Raw genomic sequence first — 24,757 nt, 5'->3', positions numbered from 1 at the left:
GAGCGATGACGGGTTATCTGACGACGCATGTTCTGGACACCGCCCTGGGCCGGCCGGGCGAGGGGATCCGCGTGGTGCTGTACCGCGTGACCGGGGAGGGCAGGGAATTCGTGGCCGAGGCCGTGACCAATGCCGACGGGCGCACCGACGCGCCGATCCTGCCGACCGAACGCTTCGTGACCGGTACCTACGAGCTGGTCTTCTTCGCGGGCGACTATCTGCGCCGCACCGGGCAGGCCGGGGCCGACCCGCTGTTCCTCGACCAGGTGCCGATCCGCTTTGGCATGGCCGAGGCGGCGCATTACCATGTGCCACTTCTGCTCTCGCCGTTCAGCTATTCGACCTATCGCGGCAGCTGAGGCGGCGGGCATGGCCGTCGTGCTTTTCCTCTGCACCGGCAATACCTGCCGATCGGCCATGGCCGCCGCCATCGCGCGGCACCGCTTTCCGGGGCTCACCATCCGCTCGGCCGGCATCCGCGCCGAGCCGGGGCGGCCGATGACACCCGAGGCCGCCGTCGCCCTGGCCGGTCTCGGGATCAGCTCCGAACATCGCAGCCAGGGCCTGGGCGACGCGGTGGTGGCGGGCTGCACCCATGTCTTCGGGATGGAGCCGCAGCACCTTGCCGCGCTGGGGCCTTGGCTGGGCGCGATCGACCCTGCGCCGCAGGTCAGCCTGCTGGCCGAGGGGCGCGAGATTGCCGACCCGTTGCACAGGGGTCAGGCGGCCTATCTGGCCTTGGTGGAGGAGTTGGACGGGCTGGTTCGTGACCGGCTTGCGCCGCTCGCGTCGTCTGACGCGACATAGGCGCGGACATTCAACCTGCCACGCTCTCCTCTGCGTCGCGGATCATCCGGGCAATGCGGGCGGCGGTGAAATCCATGAACAGCCGGGCTTTCGGGTCCTGGTGGCGGCGATGCGCGTAGAGGCAGGCCATCTGCACCGGCAGCGGCGGCGTTTGCCGCGCCACGGCGACCAGCGCCCCCGACCGCAGGTGGGCCGCGACCTCGAACACGGGCTTGAGCACGATGCCATGCCCGGCCAGCGCCCAGTCGGTCAGCACGTCGCCGTCGTCGCATTCGATCGGCCCGGCCACCGCGAACCGCTGCGGGCCATTGGGGGTTTGCAGCGTCCACTGGAATTCGGTCGCTCCGGGAAAGCGCAGGTTGAGGCAATCGTGGCGGTCGCGGATCAGATCGGCCCCGCTGGCGGGCATTCCGCGCCGGTCGACATAGGAGGGCGCGGCGCAGAGCAGCCGCGCGCAATCGGCGATCTTGCGGATGCGCAGGGTGCTGTCCGAGGGCTGGCCCAGGAAGAAGGCGAGGTCGAGCCCCTCGGTCGTCAGGTCGACCGTGCGGTCGGACAGCCGCAGGCGGAAGTCGATCTCGGGGTATTGCGCCAGGAACTCGGGCACCTGCGGCGCGACGAGGCGGCGGCCGATCCCCAGCGGGGCCGCGACGTAGAGCGAGCCGCGCGGGCTGTCGGTCAGCTGCATGACCCGCGCCTCGGCCTCTTCCAGCGTTTCCAGCACCGCGCAGGCGCCGTCATAAAAGGCGCGGCCCTGTTCGGTGGGCGACAGGTTGCGGGTGGTGCGCTGGAACAGGCGGACGTTCAGGCGGTCTTCCAGCTGCGAGATCCGCGCCGAGGTCACGGCAGGCGAAATGCGCAGGTCGCGCCCGGCGGCGGACATGCTGCCGAGTTCGTAGACGCGCACGAAGGTGCGGATATTGTCGAGATGGGACATCTTGCGAGAATTTTTGACAGTTTCCCTGACTGTCAATGATTACCGAAAAGCGGCCGCCTTTACCAGAGCGCCCTTGCGCGCCGAAATCCGCCAAGGCGGCGACATTTTCCGCCCTTTCGCGTTTTACTCGGCGGATGGTTGCGTTACCTCTTGGAGAGCGGGCCGTGCGTTGGGTTCGCGTGGTTCGAAGGCGGTGGGGCGAGTGAGGCGAACCTTGGCAGGGCAGGCGAAGAGGCGCGGCTTGGGGCCGCGCGGCTGGCTTGCCGCCGTGGTCCTGCTGATGCTGCCGCTGTCCGCCCAGGCGCTGGAGGCTGCGCTGACGGCCCCCGGCGCGCCCGATGACGTCACCGCGAGGCTGCGCGCGTCCTCGGCCGTGCTGGCCGCGAAGGGCAGCGGGCTGACATCGGGTCAGGAAATCTACGCCGCCGCGCTGTCGGATTACCGCACCCTGGTGCAGGTCATGTATGACGCGGGCTATTTCAGCCCCGTGGTGTCGATCCGGCTGGACGGGCGCGAGGCGGCCGAGATCTCGACGATCAGCCCGCCCACACGGGTTGCGAACATTGCCGTTTCGGTCGAGCCGGGGCGCCCGTTCCGGTTCCGCACCGCGCAGATTGCGCCGCTGGCCCCCGGCACCGAGTTGCCGGCGAGCTTTGCGCCGGGACGGCCGGCCAGCACCGGCATCATACGCGACGCCGGTTTCGCCGCCAAGGACGGCTGGCGCCGCGCCGGCTATGCCAAGGTGACCGTCGGCAGCCAGCGCATCGTTGCGCGCCACCCCACCGCCGAGATCGACGCCGACATCCGCCTGCTGCCGGGCCGCCAGCTGCGGTTCGGCAAGCTCTACGTGACCGGCGAGGACCGGGTGCGCGAGGCCGCGATCCTGCGCATCGCGGGCATCCCGACGGGCGAGGTCTACGACCCCGAGATGGTGCAACGGCTTGGCGCACGGCTGCGGCGCACCGGGGCCTTCAAGTCGGTCAGCATCGTCGAGGCGCCGGTCGCCAATGCCGACGGCACGCTCGATTTTACCGTCGAGGTCGAAGAGCAACTGCCCCGGCGCATCACCTTCGGTGCCGAGGTGCAGTCGCGATCGGGCGTGAACCTCTCCGCTGTCTGGATCCACCGCAACCTCTTCGGCAATGCCGAACGCCTGCGGCTCGAGGCCGATATCCGCAACATCGGAGGCGACCAGCCGATCGACGGGCTGATTGCCGTCCGCCTCGACAACCCGGCGCGGCTGGGGCGCGACAACAATGTCTTCTTCCTCGCCGAACTCGAACGGATCGAGCGGCTGCACTACAACATGGACCGCTTCATGCTGGGCGTCGGTATCCGGCGCACCAAGTCGGCGCAGCTGTTCGGCGAGGCCTCGCTGACGCTGAGCACGGCGCGCGCCAGCGATGCCTTCGGCGACCGCGATTTCAACCTGCTGTCGCTGCCGCTGCACGTCCAGCTCGACAAGCGCGATTCCAGCACCAACGCCACCCGCGGCTATTTCCTGGATGGTACGGTCACGCCCTTTACCGGCTTTGGCCAATCCGCCTCGGGCGTTGCCGCCAAGCTGGACGCGCGCGCCTATCTCAGCCTGTCCGAGAGCGGGTCGATCGTGCTGGCGGGGCGCTTGCAGCTTGGGTCGGTCGCCGGGGCAAGCCTGTCCGAGATCTCGCCCGACCTGCTTTTCTATTCGGGTGGGGCGGGCACCGTGCGGGGGCATCCCTACCAGTCGCTTGGCGTCCCGGTGGGCACCGATACGGCAGGCGGGCGGTCGATGCTGGTCGCCAATGCCGAGATCCGCGCCCGGGTGACCGAGAAGATCGGCCTGGTCGCCTTCTTCGACTATGGGGCGGTCGACAGCTCGGCCTTCGTCTCCTCTGTGACGGCCAGCCATTCGGGTGCCGGGATCGGTCTGCGCTATGACATCGGCGCCTTCGGGCCGATCCGGTTCGACATCGCCGCCCCGGTCAGCGGTTCGACCGATGACGGACTGCAATTCTACCTCGGCATCGGGCAGTCCTTCTGATGCGCCGCCTGCTGTTCTCCTCCACGCTTGCCGCGACCCTGGCCCTGCCGGTGGCCGCGCAGGAGTCGGGCGGGTTCATCGTCGATTTCCTGGAAAGCTCGCTCTCGGGCGACAGCCGCTTTGTCACGGTGACCGGGCTAGAAGGCGCGCTCAGCAGCCGCGCGACGCTGGAAAAGCTGACGGTTGCCGACGACGAGGGGGTCTGGCTGACCATCACCGGGGCGGTGCTGGACTGGAACCGTTCGGACCTGCTGCGCGGCAACCTTGTCATCAACGCGCTGACCGCCGAGAGCATCGAGGTTGCACGCAAGCCGGGCACCACCACCGACGACACGCTGCCCGCGCCCGAGGCGACGCCCTTCGCGCTGCCCGACCTGCCGGTCGGCATCTCGATCGCCAAGCTCGAAGTCGGCCGGCTGGCGCTGGCGCAGCCGGTGACCGGGATCGCGGCCGAACTGACCGCGCAGGGCCGGCTGACGCTGGAGGGCGGCGCGCTGGACACCGATTTGGGGATCGTGCGGCTTGACCGGCCGAGCGACCGGGTCGACCTCAAGGCCGCCTATGCCAACGAAACCCGCCAGATCGGTCTCGACCTTGCGGTGACCGAGGCCGAGGGCGGGCTGGTGTCCGAACTGCTGAACATCCCCGGCCGCCCCTCGGTGGCGCTGAGCGCAAAGGGCGAGGGGCCGGTGGGCGATTTCGCCGCCGATATCGCGCTGGCCACCGACGGTGTCGACCGGGTGACGGGCAAGGTGACGCTTGGCGCCGCGGGCGAGGCCGGCGGCATCGGGTTTGCGGCCGATCTGGGCGGCGACATCACGCCGGTCCTGGCGGAAAGCTATCGCGAGTTCTTCGGCACCGACGCGCGGCTGTCGCTCACGGGGCAGACCGGCGCGGACGGCAGCCTTTCGGTGCCGGAATTCGCCATTTCGGCCAATGCGCTCGACCTGGCCGGGGCCCTCGATATCGACGCCGCCGGCCAGCTGACCCGCGCCGACCTCGGCGGCACCATCGTCCCTCCAGAGGGCCAGAACGTGGTGCTGCCGCTGGGCGAGCCGGCGATCCAGGTCCGCCGCGCCGAGATTGCCGGCGGCTTTGCCCTGTCCGAGGGCAACAGCTGGCGGCTGGACACCCGCGTCGAGGGGCTGCTGCGTGCGGGCTTCGAGGTCGAGACGGCCGAGATCAAGGCCTCGGGCCGCTTCGAGCAGGGCGCGACCCCGCGTCTGGATGGCACCGTGACGGCGTCTCTGGCCGGGCTGGACCTGCACGACGAGGCGCTGCAGCAGGCCGTCGGGTCCGAAGTCACGCTGGACGGGCGCTTCGCCTGGGCGGGGGGCAGCGTGCTGTCGGTCGAGCAGATGGTCCTGACCGGCGAGGACTATTCCGCCCGTGTCACGGCGCGCATCGACGGGCTGGAGACCGGCTTTGCCGTCGATGGCCAGGCCGAGGTCGAGGCACCCGATCTTGGCCGTTTTGCCGGACTGGCGGGCATCGACCTGGGCGGGGCGGCGCGCCTGCGGCTGGTGGGTAAGGGCGTGCCGCTGGGAGGCGCCTTCGATATAAAGCTGGACGCCGAGGCGCAGGACCTTTCAAGCGGGATCGACAGCGTCGACCCGCTGATCGGCGGGCGCACCACGCTTATGCTCGACGCGCGCCGCGACGAGGGCGGAACGACGTTGCGGGCCTTCACGCTGGATGGCCGCGCGATATCGGCCACGGCCCGCGGCACGGTCAGGACGGGCCAGGCCGATGTGACCTTCCGCGCCCGGCTCGACGATCTAGCGCCGCTGGTGCCGGCGCTGCCGGGGCCGGTGACGCTGAGCGGGGACCTGACCCAGCAGGGCAGCGACGTGAGTGGCGAGTTGCGGCTGGCCGGGCCGAACAGCTCTTTCGCGGTAGCCAATGGCACCGCACATCAGGACGGCGCGGTCGAGATGACCTATCGCGCCCGGCTGGGCGGGCTCGACCGGCTGGTGCCGGCGCTTGACGGCATGCTGGTGGCCGAGGGCAGCGCCAGCCGCAACGCCGATGCCGCCTGGGTCGCCAGTGCCGAGGCGAGCGGCACGGCGGGGCTGAGCGGCAAGCTGCGCGCCCGTTTCAGCGAGGCGACCGGCATCGCCGATATCGGTTTCGACGCCGGGCTCGACGGGGTCGAGCGACTGGTGCCGCAGATCAAGGGCCGGCTTGCCGCGCGCGGGATGGCCAGCCGCAGCGAAGGCGCCACCTGGCGCGCCAGCCTGCGCACCGAGGGCACCGCCGGGATCGCCGGCACTTTCGGCGCGACCTACGAGGAACCGACCGGCATTGCCCAGCTGACCTTCGACGGGCTCTTCCAGCGGCTTGAACGGCTGGTACCGCAGCTGCGCGGCGACCTCGCCGCCAAGGGGCTGGCCGACCGTTCGGGCGAGGGGCACTGGCAGGCCGAGGCGGATGTCGAAGGCTCGGCGGGGCTCTCTGGCCGGTTCGACGGCAACTTCGACGAGACCAGTGGAGACGTCGCGCTGGCCTATGACGCGGCGCTGGCACGGCTTGAACGGATCGTGCGCCAGTTCCCCGGCACGCTGAAGGCGCAGGGCCTGGCGTCCCGGCAGGGCACCGACTGGTCCATCGACACCGATGCCACCGGCCCCGGCGGGATCGAGCTGGCGATGGCCGGCGACTATGATCAGGCGGCCAACCGCGCCGACCTGACCGCCAAGGGACAGGCGCAGCTGGGGCTGGTCAACGCCTTCATCAGCCCGAACTCGGCCTCGGGCGTTGCCCGGTTCGACCTGGCCCTGAACGGCACGCCGGGCCTTGGCGCGCTGACGGGCACGGCGACGACCTCGGGCGCCAGCATCGCCATCCCCGCGGTGGCGCAGGCGCTGACCGGGATCGACGCGACGGTGCGCATGTCGGGCGGCACGGCGCAGGTCAACGCCTCGGGCGGAATGCGGGCAGGGGGCACCATTACGGCCAATGGCAGCCTAGGGCTGGAGGCCCCGAATTCCGCCGCCATCGACATCGGCCTGAACGGCGTCGTGCTGACCGACAACATCAGCTACAAGACCACGGCAAACGGCGCGCTGCGCTTTACCGGCCCGGTGGCCGGGGGCGGCAGCCTGTCGGGGCGCGTCGACTTCGGCGAGACCGAGATCAACGTCGCCACCGCTTCGGGGGCCGTGGGCGCCGCGCCGATCCCCGATATCGTGCATGTCGGCGAGGGGCCGGCCTCGCGCCGCACCCGCGCCCGTGCCGGGCTGATCGAGCAGGGCGGCAGCTCCTCGCGCCCCATCGCGCTCGACCTGGTGCTGAGCGCGCCCAACCGCATCTTCGCCCGTGGCCGTGGCCTGGATGCCGAGCTTGGCGGGGTCATCACGGTGGGCGGCACCACCGACCGGGTGGTGCCCTCGGGGCAGATCTCGCTGATCCGCGGCGTCTTTGACATCCTTGGCCGCCGGCTGAAACTGGACGAAGGGCGCATCTCGATGCAGGGCCGGCTGGAGCCCTACCTCCAGTTCCGCGCCAGCACCTCGACCGGCGAAGGCACGGCAACGCTGGCGATTACCGGCCCGGTCGACGCGCCCGTGCTGGAAGTCACATCGGTGCCCGAACGCCCCAGCGAAGAGGCGCTGGCGCTGCTGCTGTTCGGCGACAAGTTCACCGAGCTTTCGCCGCTGAAGATCGCCCAGCTGGGAGCGCAGCTGGCGACGCTGGCGGGGGGCGGCGGAGGGCTGCTCGGCAATATCCGCAGCGGGCTGGGGGTGGATTCGCTGGATGTCGGCACCGATGACGATGGCAACGCCCAGGTCGGCGTCGGCGCCTACGTCAGTGAGAAGGTCTACGCCGACGTCAACGTCAACGCCAAGGGCGAGACCGAGGTCAACCTGAACCTCGACCTTACCGACTCGCTGACGCTCAAGGGCTCGGTCGGCAATACCGGCGATACCGGAGTGGGGCTGTTTTTCGAGCGCGACTACTGAGGTTGACGCCGATTTCCTGCAAGGAAATCGGTCCGAAATCCGTTGCGGATTTCGGTTTGCCTCGGGGCCGGGTGGCGGTGCAGGATGCCGCCCGACCCGCAGAGGAGCCGGCCATGACATTCACCACCCGCCCCGAGATCACCGGCACCTTCGGGGCCGTCGCCTCGACCCATTGGATCGCCTCCGCCGTCGGAATGCGGATGCTTGAACTCGGCGGCACCGCGGCTGATGCGGCGGCGGCCATGGGTTTCGTGCTGAACGTGGTTGAACCGCATCTGAACGGGCCGCTGGGCGACATGCCGGCGATGATCTGGCTGGCCGGGGCCGATGCGCCTCAGGCGATCTGCGGCCAGGGCGTGGCGCCATTGGGGGCGACCGTGGAACATATGCGCTCGGAGGGCCTGACCGCGATCCCCGGCTCGGGCCTGCTGGCCACGGTCGTTCCCGGCGCCTTCGACGGCTGGATGCTGATGCTGCGCGATCACGGGCGACTGCCGCTGCGCACCGTGATGGAGCCGGCCATCCACTATGCCCGCGCAGGTCACCCGATCCTGGCCCGCGCCGCCGGCACCATAGCTGGGCTGGCCCGGTTCTTTGAAGACGAATGGCCGACCAGCCACGCCACCTGGCTGCCGGGCGGCATGGCGCCGAAGGCCGGGGCGCTCTTCGCCAACCTGGTGCTGGCCGAAACATGGGAGCGGTTGCTGACCGAGGCCGAGGCGGTCCAGGGCGGCCGTGAAGCGCAGATCGAAGCCGCGCGACGGGCGTTCTACAAGGGCTTCGTCGCCGAGGAGATCGACCGATGGATGCGCGAGGCCTGCGTGATGGACGCCGCCGGGGCACGCCGCAAGGGTGTGCTCAGCGGCGAGGACATGGCCGCCTGGCAGGCCGGCTACGAACCGGCGCAAAGCGTCGATTATCACGGGTGGGAAGTGATGAAGCCCGGCTTCTGGTCGCAGGGGCCGGTCTTCCTGCAAACGCTGCGCCTGCTCGAAGGGCTGGAGGTCGACCCGTCCCGTCCCGCCGGTTTCATCCATGTCGTGACCGAGGCGATGAAGCTCTCCTTCGCCGACCGCGAGGCCTTCTACGGCGACGCGCCGGGAGACTGGCCGCGGGCGGCGCTGCTGGAGCGGGCCTATGCCGGGTCACGGCGCGGCCTTATCGGTGAGCGCGCCTCTTTGGAGCAACGGCCGGGCCGTCCCTCCGGGTTCGAAGTGCTGGCCGAGGCCGCCATTGCCCGCGCGCAGCGCGAGACCGAGGCGAAAGGCGTCGGCGCGGGCGAGCCGACAATGGCGCATCTCTCCGAGAAGCGCGGCGACACGGTGCATATCGACGCGGTCGACCGCTGGGGCAACATGGTCTCGGCCACGCCCTCGGGCGGCTGGCTGCAATCTTCGCCGGTGGTGCCGGGCCTCGGGATGCCGCTCAACTCGCGCGCGCAGATGTTCTGGCTCGACCCCGGGCTGCCCTCGTCGCTGGTGCCCGGCACCCGGCCGCGCACGACGCTTTCGCCCTCGATGGCGCGCGGGCCGGACGGCACGCGGCTGGCCTTCGGTACGCCTGGCGGCGACCAGCAGGACCAGTGGCAGCTGATCTGGTTCCTCCGCCTGGTGCACCAGCGGCTGAACCTGCAGGAGGCGGTGGACGCGCCATTGTTCCACACGGCGCATTTCCAGGGCTCCTTCTGGCCGCGCGAGGTGCGGCCCGGTCATCTCATGGTCGAACCTGCCGTCGGCGAGGCGGTGATCGCCGACTTGCGGGCGCGCGGGCACGATGTCGAGGTCGCGGCGCCCTGGACCGTGGGGCGGCTGACGGCGGCGTCGCGTGGCGCCGACGGACTGCTGCGGGCGGCGGCGACGCCGCGGCTGATGCAGGCCTATGCGATTGGGCGTTGAGCGGGGCTGCCCCTCACCCTAACCCTCTCCCCCCGAGGGGAGAGGGGACCGGTTGCGCTGGTCGAAGAGGGGAGGTCGCTCACCCCTGCGCCAGTGTCAGCGCCAGCCGGGCAAGACCGGTCAAGGCCGCCGCGTCGTCGGTGATGAGGCCCAGGGGCACACGATCGACAATATGCGAGAAGGCCCCGTCCTCGGTCTCGACCGCCCGCAGAAAGGCTGCCCGCCCGATCGGCCCGAGGATCCCGCGCCCGACGCTGCCGGCAAAGCGGATACCGTCGAGCGGCATGTATTGGAACACCAGCTGCCGTGCCAGCAGCCCGGTCAGATGCGCCGCCAGTTTCACCGTCGCGGGCGCCGAGGCGACGATCTCGTGCGCCGGCCGATCCGCCGCGCCGGTGAGCGCGCGGTGCAGTTCCGAAAGGCCCCGACCGGAGAAGAGATGTTCGACTGTCGGAAAGGCCTCTGCGCCTTTGCCCAAGGCCTCGGCCAGACCCCGGTGGACGCTGACCGGAAGGCTGGAATGGCCGAGCTCAGCCTCTACGACCACTTGCCCCGCTGTCGTCACCTTGGCGAGGCAGACATTGAAGCCGGTGCCCAGCCCCGCCACCAGCGCCTGTCCGTTGCGCGGCCCCGGCGCACCGGGGCGCAGCTCTTCGATCTGGTCGCCGCTCAGCCCCGGCAGTGCGTGCCCCAGTGCGGCAAGGTCGTTGACCAGCCGCACCGGCACCCCGCCCAGCCGCTCGGCGACGGCGGCCCGTTCGATGGTCCAGTCGCGGTTGGTGAGCCGCGCGCGCTCGGGGGTGATCGGTCCGGCGACGGCAACGCAGCAGGCGGCGACCGGGCCGGGATGGGCGGAGAGGAACCGCTCCAGCACCACGTCGAACCCGGCGTGCTCGTCATTGGCAAAGCGCGACGTCCCGTGCAGCCAGCCGCCAGGTCCGGCCAACGACAGGCGGGTATTGGTCCCGCCGATATCGGCGACAAGAACGTCCGGCCCCATGGGTCAGGCGGTCCCTGCCGGCGGTTTGCCCAGGATGATCATGCCAAGCAGGTCGTCGTCGGTCACATCCTCGACGTTCACCGTGCCGACCAGCTTGCCGTTCTTCATCACCGAAGCGCGGTCGCAGAGCTTCATCACGTCATGGATGTCATGGCTGATGAGGAAGATCCCGATGCCCTGCGCCTTGAGCTGCTGGATCAGCTCCGCGACCATCTGCGTCTCGTGCGGGCCAAGTGCGGCGGTCGGCTCGTCCATGATCAGGATCTTCGCATCGAAATAGACCGCCCGTGCGATGGCCACCGACTGCCGCTGCCCGCCCGACAGCGCCGATACCGGCACGTTGAACTTGCGGAAGTTGGGGTTGAGCCGCGCCATGATCTTGCGCGTCTCGGCCTCCATCGCGTCGTCGTCCACCATGCCAAAGGGTGTCACCAGCTCTCGCCCAAGGAAAAGGTTCGAGGCGGCATCCAGGTTGTCGGCCAACGCCAGTGTCTGGTAGATCGTCTCGATCTTGTAGGCGCGGGCATCGCGAGGGTTGGAGATCTCGGCCTTCTCACCGTTGATCCTTATCTCGCCCGAGTCCGCCCGGTAGGCGCCCGAGAGGATCTTGATCAGCGTCGACTTGCCGGCCCCGTTGTGACCCAGCAGCCCGACCACCTCGCCGGGGAAGAGATCGACGCTGACATGGTCGACGGCATGGACGCCGCCGAAGGCGATGGAGATGTCGCGCATCTCGACAAGTGGCGTGGTCATGTCTTCCCCCAGCGCTTGCGATACTGGATGTCGATCCAGACGGCAAAGACCAGCACGGCCCCCACCACGATATTCTGCAACGGCGAGTCGACGCCGACCATCCCCATGCCGCTTGCCAGCGACTGCATGATGAGCGCGCCGAGGATTGCGCCGTAAATTGTGCCACTTCCACCGGCAAGTGCTGTCCCGCCGATCACCGCGGCGGCAATCACGCGGAGTTCGTCGAGCGTGCCTATGTCATTGGCGTGGCTTTGCAGGCGCGCAGAGGCGACCACGGCGGAGAGCCCGCAGAGGAACCCCATCAGCGCAAAGACCTTGACGGTCAGCAGGCGGGTGTTGATGCCCGAAAGCTCGGCCGCATCCGGGTTTCCGCCGGTGGCGAAGATATAGCGCCCCAGCCGGGTGCGCCGCGCGATTACGGTCATGACCACGGCAACCAGGATCAGGATCAGCACCGAGTAGGGCAGGCCGTGCCCGGCGCTATAGCCCTCGGGCAGCTCCATTCCCTGCGCTTCGAACAGCCGCCGCAGCTTGCCCTTGGGGATCGCGTAGGCGTTCAGGATGGCGACAAAGCCGAGGATCGCCGCGACCGCCATGCCCGCCAGGGCCAGCTCGGCGCCCAGCGGCTTGACCGGGAAGTCATGCGCCAGCTTCGAGCGCCGCGCCGACCAGATCGCCCAGAGCGCCACCAGCGACAGCGCCAGCCCGAGGATCCAGGACCAGGTCTCGCCCAGCGTGCCTTCGGCGCCGCCGAACAAGAGGAAGGTCTGGTCGAGCGGGGCGATGGTCTGGCCCGAGGTCAGATACCAGCCGGCAAAGCGCCAGATCAGGAAGCCACCCAGCGTGACGATGAAGGCCGGGATCAGCTGGTAGCCGACCAGCCAGCCGTTCATCGCCCCGATCAGCGTGCCGGTGACCAGGCCGACAACCACCGTCAGCGGCGCGATCAGCGGTGAGCCGAGCTCCAGCCCGAGCATCCCCGGCAGCCAGCGCGCCTGCGTCATCGCCATCATGGCGGAGCAGATCGCCAGAAGGGCCCCGACCGAGAGGTCGATGTTGCGGGTGACGATGACGAAGACCATGCCCGTGGCCATGATGGCGACCGAGACGGTCTGAATCGTCAGGTTGAAGATGTTGCGCGGGCTCAGATAGGCCCCGCCGGTGGCCAGGTTGAAGGCCAGCGAGATCAGCACCAGCGCGCCGATCATGCCGACAAGGCGCATGTCGATATCGAGCGACTCGATCAGGCCGCGCCGTTTCTGCACTGGATTTTGGGAGATTTCGGCCATGTCGCCGCTGCCCCTCCTGTGGATGGGTCAATGCCGGGGCCCGCCGCCCCGCAGTGCGGGACGGCGAGGGATCAGGTCGTCAGTTGCAGGGGGCCGGACCGGCTGTCACGCCTTGGCAGAGCGCCTCCTTGGTGATCCAACCGGCATCGACCACTGCGGTCAGGTTGGCCTTGGTCACCGGCATCGGCGCGAGGAAGACGGCGTTCATCTCGTTCCCGCCGGGGGTCTTGAACTTCACCGCGTTCGGGATGTCCTCCATCTTGGTGCCCTTGGCGAGCGCTACGGCGATCTCGCCGGCCGCCTTGCCAAGCTCGCGCGCGTCCTTCCAGACCGAAACCGTCTGGGTGCCGGCCGCCACGCGGTTCAGCGCGGCATGGTCGCCGTCCTGCCCCGAGACCGGGATGCCCTGCATCCCCTGCGCGGTCAGCGCCGCAACCGCGCCGCCGGCGGTGCCGTCGTTCGAGGCGACCACGGCATCGACCTTGTTGCCCTGCTCGGTCAGGATCTGCTCCATGTTGCGCTGGGCATTGGCCGGCAGCCAGCCGTCGGTATAGGCCTCGCCGACGATCTTGATCTTGCCTGCGTCGATCGCGGCCTGCAGCACCTCCTGCTGGCCTCCGCGCAGGAAGTCGGCGTTGGGATCGGTGGGCGAGCCCTTAATCATCACGTAGTTGCCTTCCGGCGCGGCTTCGAGCACGGCGCGGGCCTGCATCCGCCCGACTTCGACGTTGTCGAAGGTCAGGTAGAAGGCGCGCGGATCCTCGATCAGGCGGTCATAGGCGATCACCGGGATTTCCTCGTCCGCTGCCGCCTGAACCGCCGGGATGACGGCTTGGGTGTCCTGGCCCAGTACGATCAGTGCGTTGACGCCCTGCGAGATCAGGTTTTCGATATCCGTCAACTGCTTGGCCGAAGACGACTGCGCGTCGGCCGAGACATATTTCGCGCCGGCAGCTTCGAGCGCGGCCTTGATCGCCGCCTCGTCGGTCTTCCAGCGCTCTTCCTGGAAGTTCGACCAGCTCACGCCCACGGTCAGGTCCTGGGCCAGCGCGGTCGTGCCGATGAACGCGCCGGCGAGGATCGCCGTCGCGGATGCAAGAATTCTCATGATCTCCCTCCACTGTGTTGCGCCCGGATTGTATTCTCCTCCTCCGGGCGTGCCTCCAAAGCGTGATCCATTTTAATTTGAAAATCAAATTAAATCGTCTAACGTGCCAGTGGGTGGCCATTGCGGGCCGCGCGCGCAGGAAGGGAGGCCGCGCTCAAATGGCTGTTCTGCAAAGGGAATATGGCCGCCGAAGGCTGCTTCAGGACATCCGCCGTGCCGGCCGGATTCCCCGCATCGCGCTGGCCGACCAGACCGGGATCAGCCGCGCGACCGTCACCACGATCACTGCCGAGCTTCTCCAGCACGGTCTCATCGAGGAGATTGCCCCCAGCAGCGACGACCCCGATGCCCGCCGTGGCCGGCCCCGAGTCGACCTCAAGATTCGCGGCGCGGCGCATCTGGTCGCAGGTGGCAAGATATCGAACCGCACGCTCTCGTTGGTGCTGATGGATTTCGAGGGCGCCCAGCTTGCCGAACTGGAAGTGCAACTGGCCTCGCCCCGCTTCGCGCCCGAGGCCATGGCCGAGGTGCTGGCCGGGGCGATCGACGCGCTGGCGGCCGAGGCCGGCGTCACGCGTGGCGACATCTCTGGCGTCGGGTTCGGAATCGCCGGTATCGTCGATGCCACCTCGGGCATGGTCTACTGGTCCCCCTCGCTGGCCGAACGCAACGTCGAATTCGGCACAATCCTCTCCGCCAGGCTCGGCCTGCCGGCCTTCATCGACAACGACGCCAACCTCGTGGCCGTGGCCGAGAAGACCTTCGGGCTCGGGCAGGACCACTCCGATTTCATCGTCGTGACCATCGAGAGCGGAGTCGGCATGGGCCTCGTCATCAACGGCGAGCTCTATCGCGGCACCCGCGGCTGCGGTGCAGAGTTCGGTCATACCAAGGTGCATCTCGACGGCGCGCTCTGCCGCTGCGGCCAGCGCGGTTGTCTCGAAGCCTATGTCGCCGATTACGCCCTGCTGCGCGAAGCGGCGACGATGCCGGGTGCCGACGCCAGCGCCAGTGCCGCTGCCCGAATCGAGGCGCTGCTCGCCGCCGCCCGCGACGGCGACCAGATGGCGCGCCGCATCGTCGAGCGGGCAGGGCGCATCTTCGCCCTCGGTCTCGCCAACCTCGTCAACATCTTCGACCCCGGCCTCATCATCCTGGCCGGTGAGCAGATGCAGTTCGACCATCTCTACGCAGAAGCGGTGATCGCCGAGATGCGCCAGTCGATCGTGCAGGTCGACAAGCCGCCGCCCGAGGTGGTGATCCACAAGTGGGGCAACCTGATGTGGGCGCGCGGCGCGGCGGCCTATGCGCTAGACAAGGTTTCGGACCTGGCGCTGGGGGGACTGGGCGAGAATGCGGCCTGAACTGGTCCTTCTGCTACTGCTTCCGACCGGCGCGCTCGCAGGGCCCCGGTTCGAACCGGTGGCGCTGCCCGAGCATACCTATGCCGGCGGCTGGGAGCATTTCGTCGGTGGCGGCGTGGCGGCCTTCGATTGCTCGGACGACGGCCTGCCCGAACTCTACGCGGCCGGCGGGGCCAATCCGGCCAAGCTGCTGCGCAATCGCGGCGGCATGGTCTTCACGGCCGATACGCCGCCTGCACTGGCGCTCACCGGAGTGACGGGGGCCTATCCGCTCGACATCGACGGCGACGGTTTGCTTGATCTCGCCGTGCTGCGGGTGGGCGAGAACCTGCTGCTCCGGGGCGGCCCCGATTGCAGGTTTACGCCCTTCGACGGGCTCGACTTCACCAGCGACACCCGCTGGACCACCGCCTTCTCGGCTACCTGGGAGGGGAGCAACGGCCTCCCGACCCTGGCCTTCGGCAATTACGTCAATCGCGACGATCCCAACGGCCCGTTCCGCGCCTGCGACGTCAACCTGCTCTACCGTCCCGAGGGCAACCGTTACGGCCCGCCGATCGAGCTGACCCCCGGTTTCTGCCCGCTCTCGATGCTGTTCTCCGACTGGGGCGGCGGCCGCGCCGACCTGCGGGTCAGCAACGACCGGCACTATTACGTCAGTGGCGGCGAGGAACAGCTCTGGGCCATGGAAACCGTTCCGCGCCTCTACGGCCTGCAGGACGGCTGGCAGAGTCACAAGCTCTGGGGCATGGGCATCGCCGCGCGCGATCTCGACGGCGACGGCGCCGGCGAGGTGATGATGACCTCGATGGGCGACCAGCGGCTGCAACGCCGGATGAAAGGCGCGAACGGCCCGGCCTTCGAGGACGTGCCCTACGCGCTCGGCACCACCGCGCATCGGCCCTACACTGGCGGCGACGGGCGGCCCTCGACCGGCTGGCACGTGGCCTTCGGAGACGTGACGAACGACGGGCGCGACGACATCTTCATCGCCAAGGGCAATGTGGAACAAATGCCTGACAGCGCCTGGGAAGACCCCAACAATCTGCTGATCCAGCAGCCCGACGGAAGTTTTGTCGAAGCGGGGATGGACGCGGGCGTCGCCAGCCTCGCACGCGGGCGCGGCGCGGTGCTGGCCGATCTCGATGGCGATGGCCTGCTGGACCTCGCCGTTGTGAACCGCCGTGCCCCGATGGAGCTCTGGCGCAACGTGTCGGAGCCCGAGGGCCACTGGCTCGCGGTACGCCTTGTTGCATCGGGCCCGAACACGCAGGCCGTCGGCGCCTGGATCGAGGTCGATGATGGCAACGGCCCGCTGCGCCGCCGCGAGATCACCGTCGGCGGCGGTCATGCCGGCGGCAGTGCGCTGGCCGAGCATTTCGGTCTTGGTTCTGTGACTTCAGTGCGGTTGCGCGTGATCTGGCCCGATGGCACCGCCTCGGACTGGCAGGAGAGTGCGGTCGACCGGATGGTGATACTGTGGCGCTGACCGCTGTCGGCAGGTCGGGCGGGTAGCCTGGGACGGGAGTATTTGGAAAGAGAAGAAGCAGCAGGAGGCGCCCATGTCTTCTTCTCTTCTCAAATACTCACTGTGGTCCGGGGGCGGAGCCCCGCGGCGGCACAATCCCTCAAAGCAGGTCGAGCAGCCGTTCCGGCGGGCGGCCGATCACCGCGCGGCCGTCGCGGATCGCCAGCGGGCGTTCGATCAGTGCCGGGTTGGCGGCCATTGCGTCGAGCAGGGCGGCATCATCCTTGCCGTCGAGGCCGGCCTCCTTGAAGGCCGCGTCCTTGGTGCGCATCATCTCGGCCACCGGCGGCCTGCCGAGCGCCTCCCAGGCGGCGGTCAGTTCGGCGCGGCTGGGCGGCTCGTCGAGGTAGCGGCGCACGCGCAGCGCGGCGCCCTTCTCCTCGAGCAGGGCAAGGCCCTGGCGTGATTTCGAGCAGCGCGGGTTATGCCAGAATTCGATCATGTCCAGTCCCCCCGCCGGGTGCCGACCGCCTCGGCCACGCTGGCAAAGCCGTCGCGGGCGAGCAGGGTGTCGAGGCCGCGCGCGATGCGGGCGGCCAGCGTCAGCCCCTCGTAGACCAGCGCCGAGTAGAGCTGCACCGCCGAGGCGCCGGCGGTGATCTTGGCATAGGCGTCCTCGGCCGAGGCGATACCGCCGACGCCGATCAGCGGGATCCGCCCCTCGGTGATCGCCGAGAGCTGCGCCAGCACGCGGGTCGAACGCTCGAACAGCGGCGCGCCGGACAGCCCGCCCGCCTCGCCCCGGTGCGCCGAGGTCAGCCCGTCGCGGTTCAGCGTCGTATTGGTGGCGATGATCGCATCGATGCGGGTCTCGGCAGCGGCTTCGGCGATATCGGCCAGTCCGGCGGCGTCGAGATCCGGCGCGATCTTGAGGAATACGGGGATCGGCCGGGACAGCGCGTCGCGCGCGTTCATCACCCCGGTCAGCAGCGCGGTCAGCGCGGCCTTGCCCTGTAGGTCGCGCAGCTTCTCGGTATTGGGCGACGATACGTTGACCGTGGCAAAGTCGAGATGGGTGGCGCAGCACTGCAGCACCTCCACGAAGTCCTGCGCACGGTCGGCGCTGTCCTTGTTGGCGCCGAGGTTCAGGCCGATCACCGCGTCCTTCGGACGCTTGGCCAGCCGCGCCGCGATGGCTTCCATGCCTTCATTGTTGAAGCCGAAGCGGTTGATGACCGCGCGGTCCTCGGTCAGGCGGAACAGGCGCGGGCGCGGGTTGCCCGCCTGCGGGCGCGGCGTCGCGGCGCCGACCTCGACAAAGCCGAAGCCCGAGCGGGCCAGCGGGTGCAGCGCCACCGCGTTCTTGTCGAAACCTGCCGCCAGCCCGACCGGGTTGGCCAGCTCCAGCCCGGCGAGGCGGGTCTTCAGGCGGGGCGAGGTCACCATGCCGGGCAGCGGCGCCAGGCCCAGGCACAGCGCCTTGAGGGCCAGCCCGTGGGCGGTCTCGGGGTCCAGCGCGCGCAGCGCGGCAAGGCCGAGGCGTTCGGTGATGCTCATGCCAGGTCCTCCGGGAAGGCGTGGGTGCCATCGACCAGCGGCAGCGGGCGCGACCAGAGCACGTCTGTCAGCCGCAGGTTGCGGTAGAGATGCGGGAACAGCGCGCCGCCGCGCGAGACCTCCCATTTCAGCGCCGTGCCCAGCGGTTCGGCCTCGAGCGCCAGCAACAGCAGCCCATCCTCGCCGGCGAAGTGTTTCGCCGCTGTCTCGCGCGCCTGTGCGGCGGTCGAGAAATGCACGTAACCATCGGCCACATCGACCGGCGCGCCGGCGGTTTCACCGGCGGCCTGCAGCGCCGCCCATTCGGGCGCGCGGAAAATCTTGTAGATCAACATGAGTGCCTGATGCCCCGAGCGGCGGTCTTTCGCAAGCCCCGGCGCCTGCCGCCGGGGCAGCAGGAGCTATCCTTTGACAAAACGCGAGGGGCCGACGCACCATCGCCGGCAATAACCAACAGGAGAGCTGCCATGCTGACCCGATTCCTCTGTTCCGCCGCCGCGCTGGCCTTTACCGCCGGCACGGCTGCCGCCGATTATTCCCTGACCATCCTTCACACCAACGATTTTCACGCGCGCTTCGAGCCGATCAACAAATATGACAGCGGCTGCGGCGAAAAGGATGCCGCCGAGGGCAAATGCTTCGGCGGTTCGGCCCGGCTGGTGACGGCAATTGCCGAGGCGCGGAAACGCTCGAACAACTCTATCCTGGTGGACGGCGGTGACCAGTTCCAGGGCACGCTTTTCTACACCTATTACAAGGGCAAGCTGGCCGCCGAGATGATGAACAAGATGGGCTATGACGCGATGACCGTGGGCAACCACGAATTCGACGACGGCCCCGAGGTGCTGCGCGGCTTCATGGACGCGGTGAGCTTTCCGGTGCTGATGTCGAACGCCGACCTCAGTGGCGAGGAAATTCTCAAGGGCGTCCTGCAGAAGTCGACCATCATCGAGAAGGGCGGCGAGAAGATCGGGCTGATCGGCTTGACCCCGCAGGATACCGACGAGCTGGCGAGTCCGGGGCCGAACATCATCTTCACCGATCCGGTAGACGCGGTGCAAGCCGAGGTCGACAAGCTGACCGCCGAAGGTGTCAACAAGATCATCGTGCTCAGCCACTCGGGCTATGGCGTCGACCAGCGGGTCGCGGCCAATACCAAGGGCGTCGACGTGATCGTGGGCGGGCATTCCAACACCTACCTGTCGAACACTGCCGAAAAGGCCGATGGCCCCTATCCGACGATGGTGGGCAGCACGGCGATCGTCAGCGCCTATGCCTATGGCAAGTTCCTGGGCGAGCTGAACGTGACCTTCGACGACGCCGGCAACGTGACCGAGGCCAAGGGCGAACCGATCATCATGGATGCCGCCGTGGCGCAGGACGAGGCCACCGTGGCGCGGATCGCCGAGGCGGCGAAGCCGCTCGACGAGATCCGCAACAAGGTGGTGGCCGAGGCGGCCGAGGCCATCGACGGATCGAAGGACAACTGCCGCCAGGTCGAATGCGCGATGGGCAACCTCGTGGCCGACGCCATGCTGGCCCGTGTCAAGGACCAGGGCATCCAGATCGCCATCGCCAATGGCGGCGGGCTGCGCGCCAGCATCGATGCCGGGCCGGTGACGATGGGCGAGGTGCTGACCGTGCTGCCCTTCCAGAACACGCTGTCGACCTTCCAGGTCAAGGGTTCGGTCGTGAAGGAGGCGCTGGAGAATGGGGTGAGCCAGGTCGAGGAAGGCGGCGGACGCTTCGCCCAGGTGGCGGGCATGACCTATACCTTCGATCCGGCGCAACCGGCGGGCAGCCGCGTCAGCGACATCATGGTCGCTGGTGCGCCGCTGGAGATGGACAAGGTCTATGGAGTGGTGTCGAACAACTATGTCCGCACCGGCGGCGACGGCTTCAAGATGTTCGTGAACGCCGAGAACGCTTACGACTTCGGTCCGGACCTGGCCGATGTGACGGCCGAGTATCTGGCGGCGAACGGCCCGTACAAGCCCTATACCGACGGGCGCATCACCCGGAAATAAGCCAAGTCAAGGGGCGTGCGACAACGCGCGCCCCTTTTGATTTCGGGGCGGTCAGTCCTTGTTGTTGAGGATGCCGAAGCTGCCCGAGGCGCTGCCGCCTTCCGCGCGGGTAAAGTAGCCCTCGGCCTCGAGCCCCCGGCGCAGAAGTTCCCGGACCGCTGCCGATCGGCTGGGCATCCTGGCCTCGAACCTCCAGTCGTCCAGCGCCCGGATCTCTTCGGGCGTCAGCATGATCTGAAGTCTGTCCGAACGTTTGGCGTTGTCGTCTTGCATGGCGCGTATCGTGCTGCTCTGCCTAAACTTACTCATAATACGGCGGATACGGTTTCTCTACAAATGGGATTCATCGCCTCTGTGATGGGTCCAAGCGGATATCGGCCCTTGAGGGGTATCCCCGCTATGCGGTAGGTGCACTGGTTAATCAAATTATGTATTTGATTTGTAATGAAAAAATATGAAAAATACTTGCCTTTTGGTTCCATTGCGGTTAAGAAGGATCTCGTGAACAAGGTACTGATCTTGCGCAACTCTGGCTGGCCGCCATGGTGGCCTGCCGTCCCGATCCCGGAATTGGTGGCCAAGAAAGATGACCGTACCCCGTTCGCAGAAACCCTGGATCATTGCTGCTATCCATGACGCGGTGGTCGGGCTCGATATCGAGTCGGCCTTCCTCGACGCAGGGTTCGATTTTCTGCACTATCGCCCAGGTCAGCGCAGCGCGGCCATACTCGACAGCCTGCGCAACTGCCGCCTCGTGCTGATCGATCCCGATGTCGGCTGGCCGCATCTGTTGCCCCTGGCCCGTCGGGCGCGCCAGCACGACGTGCCCGCGATGGTCTTCGTCTATGACGAGAACGATCGCACGTTGCCCGAGGAATTGGCGGACGCGATGCGGCTGGCGAAACCATTCGACACCGAGAAGCTGATCGAGGATCTGTCGGCCGTGTGGGGTGCCGAACGGCTGCAGGCTTGACCGATGGTGGCGATCGGTGCGTGATCTCGGCTGTGTCCTCAGCCCGAAAGTCTTTTCATGCAAGGCCAATGCACCTGCGGCGAGATCCGCTATCGCCTGACCGCCCGCCCACTCTTCGTCCATGCCTGCCATTGCCGCTGGTGCCAGCGCGAGACAGGCTCGGCCTTCGTGATGAACGCGCTTGTCGAGACCGCTTGCGTCGAACGCCTCGCCGGCCAGACCGTCGAAGTGTTGACTCCCAGCGAGAGTGGCAAGGGCCAGCGCATTCATCGCTGCCCGAGCTGCCATGTCGCTCTGTGGAGCCACTATCCCGGCGCCGGACCCAAATTCGCCTTTGTGCGGGTGGGGACGCTGGAGGATCCGGACACCTGCCCGCCCGACGTCCACATCTTCACCGATAGCAAGCAGGCCTGGGTGATCCTGCCGCCGGACGTGCCGAATTTTGCCCAGTTCTACGATATTGAGAAACTCTGGCCGGCCGCGGCATTGGCCCGGCGCGCAAGGGCGCGGGGGCAGGTTTGAGCAGGCGATGGAATCAGGTTGACTATATTTTGCAATGTAGTTAATTATCTATATTGTTAAATAATGGAGGCCACTATGAAATTGCATGTCTTTCCGCCCTCACCGAACTCGCGCAAGGTGATGGTGGTCAACACCCTGCTCGGGCTGAACCTGCCCCTGAACATCGTCGACCTGCGCACGGGCGCGCAGAAAGCGCCGGCGATCATGGCGCTTAACCCGAATGGTAAGATGCCGGTCCTCGAACTCGATGACGGCACCGGCCTCTGGGAATCCAACGTCATCATCGATCGCCTGGCCTCGGAGGTGCAGAGCGACCTCTGGCCAGCGGACGCACGCCGCTACGACATCCTGCGCTGGCAGTTCTGGGAGGCAAGCCACTGGACCCCGGCCTGCAGCAAATACATCGTCCGCTACCTGTTCAACAACGAGAGCGTCGACCTCGCCGCCGCCGCTACCGATTTCCGCCGCTTCGCCGAAGTGCTGAACAAGGCACTGGCCGGGCGCAACTGGCTGGTGGGCGACGCGATGACCACTGCCGATATCTCGGTCGCCGCGCCGCTCTGCCTGCGCGCGCTCTGCCATTACCCTATGGACGGCTATCCCGATATCGACCGCTGGCTGGCCCAGATCGAAGCTCTGGACGCTTGGAAAGCGGTCGACGCGGCGATGCAGGCGGCGGCGTGACGGGTGGATTGCTTTCCCGCGCATGGGGTTTAGGTTTGCCCCATGTGCGGACGTTTTGCAGTGACCCTGCCACCCGACGCGATGGGCCAATTGTTCGCGGCGCAGCCGGCGAACGACCTGCCGGACGTGCCCAATTTCAACGTGTGCCCGACCAATCAGGTCCACGTCGTGCGCAGCAGTGAGACCGGCCGCCGCCTCGTGGGGATGCGCTGGGGCTTCATCCCGCATTGGTACAAGGAAGAGAACGGCGGCCCGCTGCTGATCAATGCGCGGGCCGAGACGCTGGCCGAAAAGCCGGCCTTCAAGGCGGCCTGCCGTGAAAGGCGCTGCCTGATCCTGGCTTCGGGCTTCTACGAATGGACCAAGGACGAAGAGGACAAGCGCCTGCCCTGGTATTTCCGCCGAAGCGACGGCGGACCGATCGCCTTTGCCGGGCTTTGGCAGAGCTGGGGTCGCGAGACGCCGCAGGACACCTGCGCCATCGTGACCACCGGGGCCAATGACGAGGTCTCGGCGCTGCACCATCGGATGCCGCTCATCCTCGAACCCGAGGAGGTTGCGCTCTGGCTTGGTGAGGAGGGCACAGGCGCAGCGCGGCTGATGAAGCCGGGGCGCGAAGGGGTGCTGGAGTGGTTCCGGGTTTCGACCGAGGTCAATTCCAACCGGGCCAGCGGCGCCCAGTTGATCGAACCGCTGACCGAGGGCTGACGCCCGTCAGTCCTCCGGCGGACGAAGGGGCGCGCGACTCATGTCGTTCCCGGCCATTGTAACCTTTTCCAAAAGTTCGATCAGTCGCGCGCGTTCCTCTTCGTTCAGTCCCGTCAGGATCTGCGGCTGAATGGCCTGTACATGCGGCAATGCGGACTGGTAAAGCGCGTGGCCGGCCTCGGTCAGTTCCAGCACCCGTGCGCGACGGTCGGTTGGCGAGACGTCACGGCGCAACGCCCCGCGTTCCTCCAGCCGGTCGACGACCTTGCCCAGCGTCGCCCGGTCATAGGCAACCATCCCGGCAAGCGTCGCCTGGTCGATACCGGGACGGTCCGCCAGCGCATTCAGCGCGGCGAATTGCACCGGTGTCAGCGTCAGGCCCGCAGAGGCCATGCGCTCCATGAAGAGGCCGGTGGATATCTGGTTGAGACGCCGCACCAGGTGGCCGGGCATACGGTGGAACTCCATGTCCACATCCTGCGGTGTCGCGGGAAAAATGGCAAGTATGCTTATGATTTTGCCGTAGCCCTTCCGCTCTTCCGCGTTGAACCTTCGCAGGCTATGACTTGCCCATGGCGATGGAATTCACCTCACTCAAGGCTCTGCTCGACCACGGTTTCGATACCGTGATCGACGTGCGCAGCCCCGCCGAATTCGCCGAGGACCATATACCCGGCGCGATCAACCTGCCGGTACTCGACAACGAGGAACGCGCGCGGGTCGGCACGATCTACAAGCAGCAAAGCCCCTTCTTTGCGCGCAAGATCGGCGCGGCGCTGGTGTTCCGCAACGCGGCCAACCACATCGAGACGGTGCTGAGCTCCAAGGACGGCGGCTGGCGGCCGCTGGTCTATTGCTGGCGCGGTGGGCAGCGTTCAGGCTCCTTCGCCTGGATGCTGGGCCAGATCGGCTGGCGCTCCGAGGCGATATCGGGCGGTTATCGCACCTATCGGCGGCTGGTGGCGGGGATGCTCTACGACACGCCTCTGCCACTTCGTTTCGTGGCGCTCGACGGCTATACCGGGACCGCCAAGACCGAGCTGCTGAAACGGGCCGAGGCGAAAGGGATGCAGGTTCTCGACCTCGAAGGCGCGGCGGCGCACCGCGGCTCGCTGCTGGGCGCGATGGCCGAACCGCAGCCCTCGCAGAAGGCCTTCGACAGCCGGCTCGCCGGGGTGCTCTGCCGGCTTGACCCCAGCCGGCCGGTGCTGGTCGAGGCGGAGTCGAGCAAGATCGGCCGGCTGAACCTGCCGCCCAGCATCTGGGAGGCGCTCAAGGCCGCGCCCCGGATCGAGGTGGAGGCCGATATCGCCGCCCGCACCGGCTATCTGGTCGAGGCCTATGACGACGTGCTGTCGGATGCCGAGGGGCTGAGTCGCAAGCTCTCGTTCCTGCGCCGCTTCCGCGGTCATGCGGTGGTCGACGAATGGGACAAGCTGATCGGCGTTGGCGACAAGGCCGGGATCACCCGCGCGCTGATGGAACAGCATTACGATCCCGCCTATGATACCTCGCGCCGCGCCCATGCCCATACCGTGGCGGCGCAGGTCAAGGTCGACAGTTTCGATGATGCCGGTCTCGACAGCGCCGTCGGCCGGGTAGCCGAGGCAGTCGAGCAGATCCGGGCCAAGGGCCTGCTGGACTGAAGCGGGCGGGGCGTCCGCAGGACGCCCCGCCCGC

At 67.9% G+C, this 24,757-nt stretch carries 23 protein-coding genes; 13 read left to right on the top strand and 10 right to left on the bottom strand.

The window, feature by feature from the left end:
• The first annotated feature begins 5 nt into the window (after positions 1–5).
• A complete protein-coding gene (gene uraH, locus IE266_RS21285; RefSeq protein ID WP_189682146.1) occupies positions 6–359 on the top strand; it encodes a hydroxyisourate hydrolase in 354 nt (117 codons plus the stop codon).
• Between the two features lie 10 nt (positions 360–369).
• Entirely contained in the window at positions 370–807 is a 438-nt protein-coding gene (locus tag IE266_RS21280) for an arsenate reductase/protein-tyrosine-phosphatase family protein (RefSeq protein WP_189682145.1), read from the top strand.
• A gap of 10 nt (positions 808–817) precedes the next feature.
• On the opposite strand, the gene IE266_RS21275 is transcribed toward IE266_RS21280, so the two are convergent.
• On the bottom strand, positions 818–1,744 hold the full coding sequence (locus IE266_RS21275; protein ID WP_189682144.1) for a LysR family transcriptional regulator: 927 nt from the start codon (positions 1,742–1,744) through the stop codon (positions 818–820).
• A gap of 241 nt (positions 1,745–1,985) precedes the next feature.
• Here IE266_RS21275 and IE266_RS21270 point away from each other — a divergent pair, with 241 nt between their 5' ends.
• The 3 genes from IE266_RS21270 to IE266_RS21260 all read left to right on the top strand — a co-directional run bounded on the left by IE266_RS21270 (position 1,986) and on the right by IE266_RS21260 (position 9,624).
• The gene (locus IE266_RS21270; protein ID WP_229864367.1) at positions 1,986–3,767 is read left to right on the top strand and encodes an autotransporter assembly complex protein TamA; all 1,782 of its coding nucleotides are present in this window, start codon (positions 1,986–1,988) and stop codon (positions 3,765–3,767) included.
• Complete coding sequence (locus tag IE266_RS21265; protein ID WP_189682143.1) at positions 3,767–7,729, top strand: translocation/assembly module TamB domain-containing protein; 3,963 nt, start codon at positions 3,767–3,769, stop codon at positions 7,727–7,729. Before IE266_RS21270 ends, IE266_RS21265 begins: the two co-directional genes overlap by 1 nt.
• Before the next feature lie 113 nt (positions 7,730–7,842).
• The gene (locus IE266_RS21260) at positions 7,843–9,624 is read left to right on the top strand and encodes a gamma-glutamyltransferase family protein (protein WP_189682142.1); all 1,782 of its coding nucleotides are present in this window, start codon (positions 7,843–7,845) and stop codon (positions 9,622–9,624) included.
• Positions 9,625–9,703: 79 nt separating this feature from the next.
• Here the strand turns inward: IE266_RS21260 and IE266_RS21255 are convergent, their stop codons facing one another.
• The 4 genes from IE266_RS21255 to xylF form a co-directional block, all read right to left on the bottom strand.
• On the bottom strand, positions 9,704–10,624 hold the full coding sequence (locus IE266_RS21255; RefSeq protein WP_189682141.1) for a glucokinase: 921 nt from the start codon (positions 10,622–10,624) through the stop codon (positions 9,704–9,706).
• Positions 10,625–10,627: 3 nt separating this feature from the next.
• Positions 10,628–11,377 carry an ATP-binding cassette domain-containing protein gene (locus tag IE266_RS21250; RefSeq protein ID WP_189682140.1) on the bottom strand — a complete coding sequence of 250 codons (750 nt, stop codon included), beginning with the start codon at positions 11,375–11,377 and terminating at the stop codon, positions 10,628–10,630.
• A complete protein-coding gene (locus tag IE266_RS21245) occupies positions 11,374–12,666 on the bottom strand; it encodes a sugar ABC transporter permease (protein ID WP_189682139.1) in 1,293 nt (430 codons plus the stop codon). Before IE266_RS21245 ends, IE266_RS21250 begins: the two co-directional genes overlap by 4 nt.
• Before the next feature lie 79 nt (positions 12,667–12,745).
• Complete coding sequence (gene xylF, locus IE266_RS21240) at positions 12,746–13,774, bottom strand: D-xylose ABC transporter substrate-binding protein (RefSeq protein ID WP_189682138.1); 1,029 nt, start codon at positions 13,772–13,774, stop codon at positions 12,746–12,748.
• Positions 13,775–13,932: 158 nt separating this feature from the next.
• Between xylF and IE266_RS21235 the strand changes: the two genes are divergently transcribed.
• A complete protein-coding gene (locus IE266_RS21235; RefSeq protein WP_229864365.1) occupies positions 13,933–15,138 on the top strand; it encodes an ROK family transcriptional regulator in 1,206 nt (401 codons plus the stop codon).
• The gene (locus IE266_RS21230) at positions 15,128–16,627 is read left to right on the top strand and encodes a CRTAC1 family protein (protein ID WP_189682137.1); all 1,500 of its coding nucleotides are present in this window, start codon (positions 15,128–15,130) and stop codon (positions 16,625–16,627) included. The genes IE266_RS21235 and IE266_RS21230 overlap by 11 nt, the downstream gene beginning before the upstream one ends.
• A 139-nt stretch (positions 16,628–16,766) precedes the next feature.
• On the opposite strand, the gene arsC is transcribed toward IE266_RS21230, so the two are convergent.
• The 3 genes from arsC to IE266_RS21215 are packed head-to-tail and all read right to left on the bottom strand — an operon-like array spanning position 16,767 to position 18,498.
• A complete protein-coding gene (gene arsC, locus IE266_RS21225) occupies positions 16,767–17,108 on the bottom strand; it encodes an arsenate reductase (glutaredoxin) (RefSeq protein WP_189682136.1) in 342 nt (113 codons plus the stop codon).
• A complete protein-coding gene (locus tag IE266_RS21220; RefSeq protein ID WP_189682135.1) occupies positions 17,105–18,163 on the bottom strand; it encodes a quinone-dependent dihydroorotate dehydrogenase in 1,059 nt (352 codons plus the stop codon). The genes arsC and IE266_RS21220 overlap by 4 nt, the downstream gene beginning before the upstream one ends.
• Positions 18,160–18,498: a DUF952 domain-containing protein gene (locus IE266_RS21215; protein ID WP_189682134.1), complete on the bottom strand. Its 339-nt coding sequence runs from the start codon at positions 18,496–18,498 to the stop codon at positions 18,160–18,162. Before IE266_RS21215 ends, IE266_RS21220 begins: the two co-directional genes overlap by 4 nt.
• 132 nt (positions 18,499–18,630) lie before the next feature.
• On the opposite strand from IE266_RS21215, the gene IE266_RS21210 reads away from it, so the two are divergent.
• The gene (locus IE266_RS21210; RefSeq protein ID WP_189682133.1) at positions 18,631–20,190 is read left to right on the top strand and encodes a bifunctional metallophosphatase/5'-nucleotidase; all 1,560 of its coding nucleotides are present in this window, start codon (positions 18,631–18,633) and stop codon (positions 20,188–20,190) included.
• 51 nt (positions 20,191–20,241) lie between these two features.
• Here IE266_RS21210 and IE266_RS21205 read toward each other — a convergent pair whose 3' ends face one another.
• Positions 20,242–20,463, bottom strand: a complete 222-nt coding sequence (locus IE266_RS21205; RefSeq protein WP_189682132.1) for a hypothetical protein — start codon at positions 20,461–20,463, stop codon at positions 20,242–20,244.
• A 313-nt stretch (positions 20,464–20,776) separates the two neighbouring features.
• Here IE266_RS21205 and IE266_RS21200 point away from each other — a divergent pair, with 313 nt between their 5' ends.
• The 4 genes from IE266_RS21200 to IE266_RS21185 all read left to right on the top strand — a co-directional run bounded on the left by IE266_RS21200 (position 20,777) and on the right by IE266_RS21185 (position 23,077).
• A complete protein-coding gene (locus IE266_RS21200) occupies positions 20,777–21,163 on the top strand; it encodes a hypothetical protein (protein ID WP_189682131.1) in 387 nt (128 codons plus the stop codon).
• Positions 21,164–21,220: 57 nt separating this feature from the next.
• Positions 21,221–21,685, top strand: a complete 465-nt coding sequence (locus tag IE266_RS21195; protein WP_189682130.1) for a GFA family protein — start codon at positions 21,221–21,223, stop codon at positions 21,683–21,685.
• Positions 21,686–21,760: 75 nt separating this feature from the next.
• Positions 21,761–22,369: a glutathione S-transferase family protein gene (locus IE266_RS21190; protein ID WP_189682129.1), complete on the top strand. Its 609-nt coding sequence runs from the start codon at positions 21,761–21,763 to the stop codon at positions 22,367–22,369.
• 42 nt (positions 22,370–22,411) lie between these two features.
• Complete coding sequence (locus IE266_RS21185) at positions 22,412–23,077, top strand: SOS response-associated peptidase (RefSeq protein WP_189682128.1); 666 nt, start codon at positions 22,412–22,414, stop codon at positions 23,075–23,077.
• 6 nt (positions 23,078–23,083) lie between these two features.
• Here the strand turns inward: IE266_RS21185 and IE266_RS21180 are convergent, their stop codons facing one another.
• Positions 23,084–23,545, bottom strand: a complete 462-nt coding sequence (locus tag IE266_RS21180; protein WP_189682127.1) for a MarR family winged helix-turn-helix transcriptional regulator — start codon at positions 23,543–23,545, stop codon at positions 23,084–23,086.
• Between the two features lie 104 nt (positions 23,546–23,649).
• On the opposite strand from IE266_RS21180, the gene mnmH reads away from it, so the two are divergent.
• Positions 23,650–24,723 (top strand): tRNA 2-selenouridine(34) synthase MnmH, encoded by a 1,074-nt coding sequence (gene mnmH, locus IE266_RS21175; RefSeq protein ID WP_189682126.1) that lies wholly within the window; start codon positions 23,650–23,652, stop codon positions 24,721–24,723.
• Positions 24,724–24,757: the final 34 nt, after the last annotated feature.

The organism is Seohaeicola zhoushanensis, from assembly GCF_014656415.1.
Classification (GTDB): Bacteria; Pseudomonadota; Alphaproteobacteria; order Rhodobacterales; family Rhodobacteraceae; genus Seohaeicola_A; species Seohaeicola_A zhoushanensis.
This window is presented reverse-complemented; position numbering and strand designations above follow the sequence as displayed.

Bases quoted from the DNA above. Each gene is read 5' to 3' on its own strand.
- arsC (WP_189682136.1), bottom strand. From the start codon at position 17,108: ATGATCGAATTCTGGCATAACCCGCGCTGCTCGAAATCACGCCAGGGC.
- IE266_RS21235 (WP_229864365.1), top strand. From the start codon at position 13,933: ATGGCTGTTCTGCAAAGGGAATATGGCCGCCGAAGGCTGCTTCAGGAC.
- IE266_RS21200 (WP_189682131.1), top strand. From the start codon at position 20,777: ATGACCGTACCCCGTTCGCAGAAACCCTGGATCATTGCTGCTATCCAT.
- mnmH (WP_189682126.1), top strand. From the start codon at position 23,650: ATGGCGATGGAATTCACCTCACTCAAGGCTCTGCTCGACCACGGTTTC.
- IE266_RS21260 (WP_189682142.1), top strand. From the start codon at position 7,843: ATGACATTCACCACCCGCCCCGAGATCACCGGCACCTTCGGGGCCGTC.
- xylF (WP_189682138.1), bottom strand. From the start codon at position 13,774: ATGAGAATTCTTGCATCCGCGACGGCGATCCTCGCCGGCGCGTTCATC.
- IE266_RS21255 (WP_189682141.1), bottom strand. From the start codon at position 10,624: ATGGGGCCGGACGTTCTTGTCGCCGATATCGGCGGGACCAATACCCGC.
- IE266_RS21185 (WP_189682128.1), top strand. From the start codon at position 22,412: ATGTGCGGACGTTTTGCAGTGACCCTGCCACCCGACGCGATGGGCCAA.
- IE266_RS21265 (WP_189682143.1), top strand. From the start codon at position 3,767: ATGCGCCGCCTGCTGTTCTCCTCCACGCTTGCCGCGACCCTGGCCCTG.
- IE266_RS21210 (WP_189682133.1), top strand. From the start codon at position 18,631: ATGCTGACCCGATTCCTCTGTTCCGCCGCCGCGCTGGCCTTTACCGCC.
- uraH (WP_189682146.1), top strand. From the start codon at position 6: ATGACGGGTTATCTGACGACGCATGTTCTGGACACCGCCCTGGGCCGG.
- IE266_RS21220 (WP_189682135.1), bottom strand. From the start codon at position 18,163: ATGAGCATCACCGAACGCCTCGGCCTTGCCGCGCTGCGCGCGCTGGAC.
- IE266_RS21180 (WP_189682127.1), bottom strand. From the start codon at position 23,545: ATGGAGTTCCACCGTATGCCCGGCCACCTGGTGCGGCGTCTCAACCAG.
- IE266_RS21245 (WP_189682139.1), bottom strand. From the start codon at position 12,666: ATGGCCGAAATCTCCCAAAATCCAGTGCAGAAACGGCGCGGCCTGATC.
- IE266_RS21275 (WP_189682144.1), bottom strand. From the start codon at position 1,744: ATGTCCCATCTCGACAATATCCGCACCTTCGTGCGCGTCTACGAACTC.
- IE266_RS21205 (WP_189682132.1), bottom strand. From the start codon at position 20,463: ATGCAAGACGACAACGCCAAACGTTCGGACAGACTTCAGATCATGCTG.
- IE266_RS21230 (WP_189682137.1), top strand. From the start codon at position 15,128: ATGCGGCCTGAACTGGTCCTTCTGCTACTGCTTCCGACCGGCGCGCTC.
- IE266_RS21280 (WP_189682145.1), top strand. From the start codon at position 370: ATGGCCGTCGTGCTTTTCCTCTGCACCGGCAATACCTGCCGATCGGCC.
- IE266_RS21195 (WP_189682130.1), top strand. From the start codon at position 21,221: ATGCAAGGCCAATGCACCTGCGGCGAGATCCGCTATCGCCTGACCGCC.
- IE266_RS21215 (WP_189682134.1), bottom strand. From the start codon at position 18,498: ATGTTGATCTACAAGATTTTCCGCGCGCCCGAATGGGCGGCGCTGCAG.
- IE266_RS21250 (WP_189682140.1), bottom strand. From the start codon at position 11,377: ATGACCACGCCACTTGTCGAGATGCGCGACATCTCCATCGCCTTCGGC.
- IE266_RS21190 (WP_189682129.1), top strand. From the start codon at position 21,761: ATGAAATTGCATGTCTTTCCGCCCTCACCGAACTCGCGCAAGGTGATG.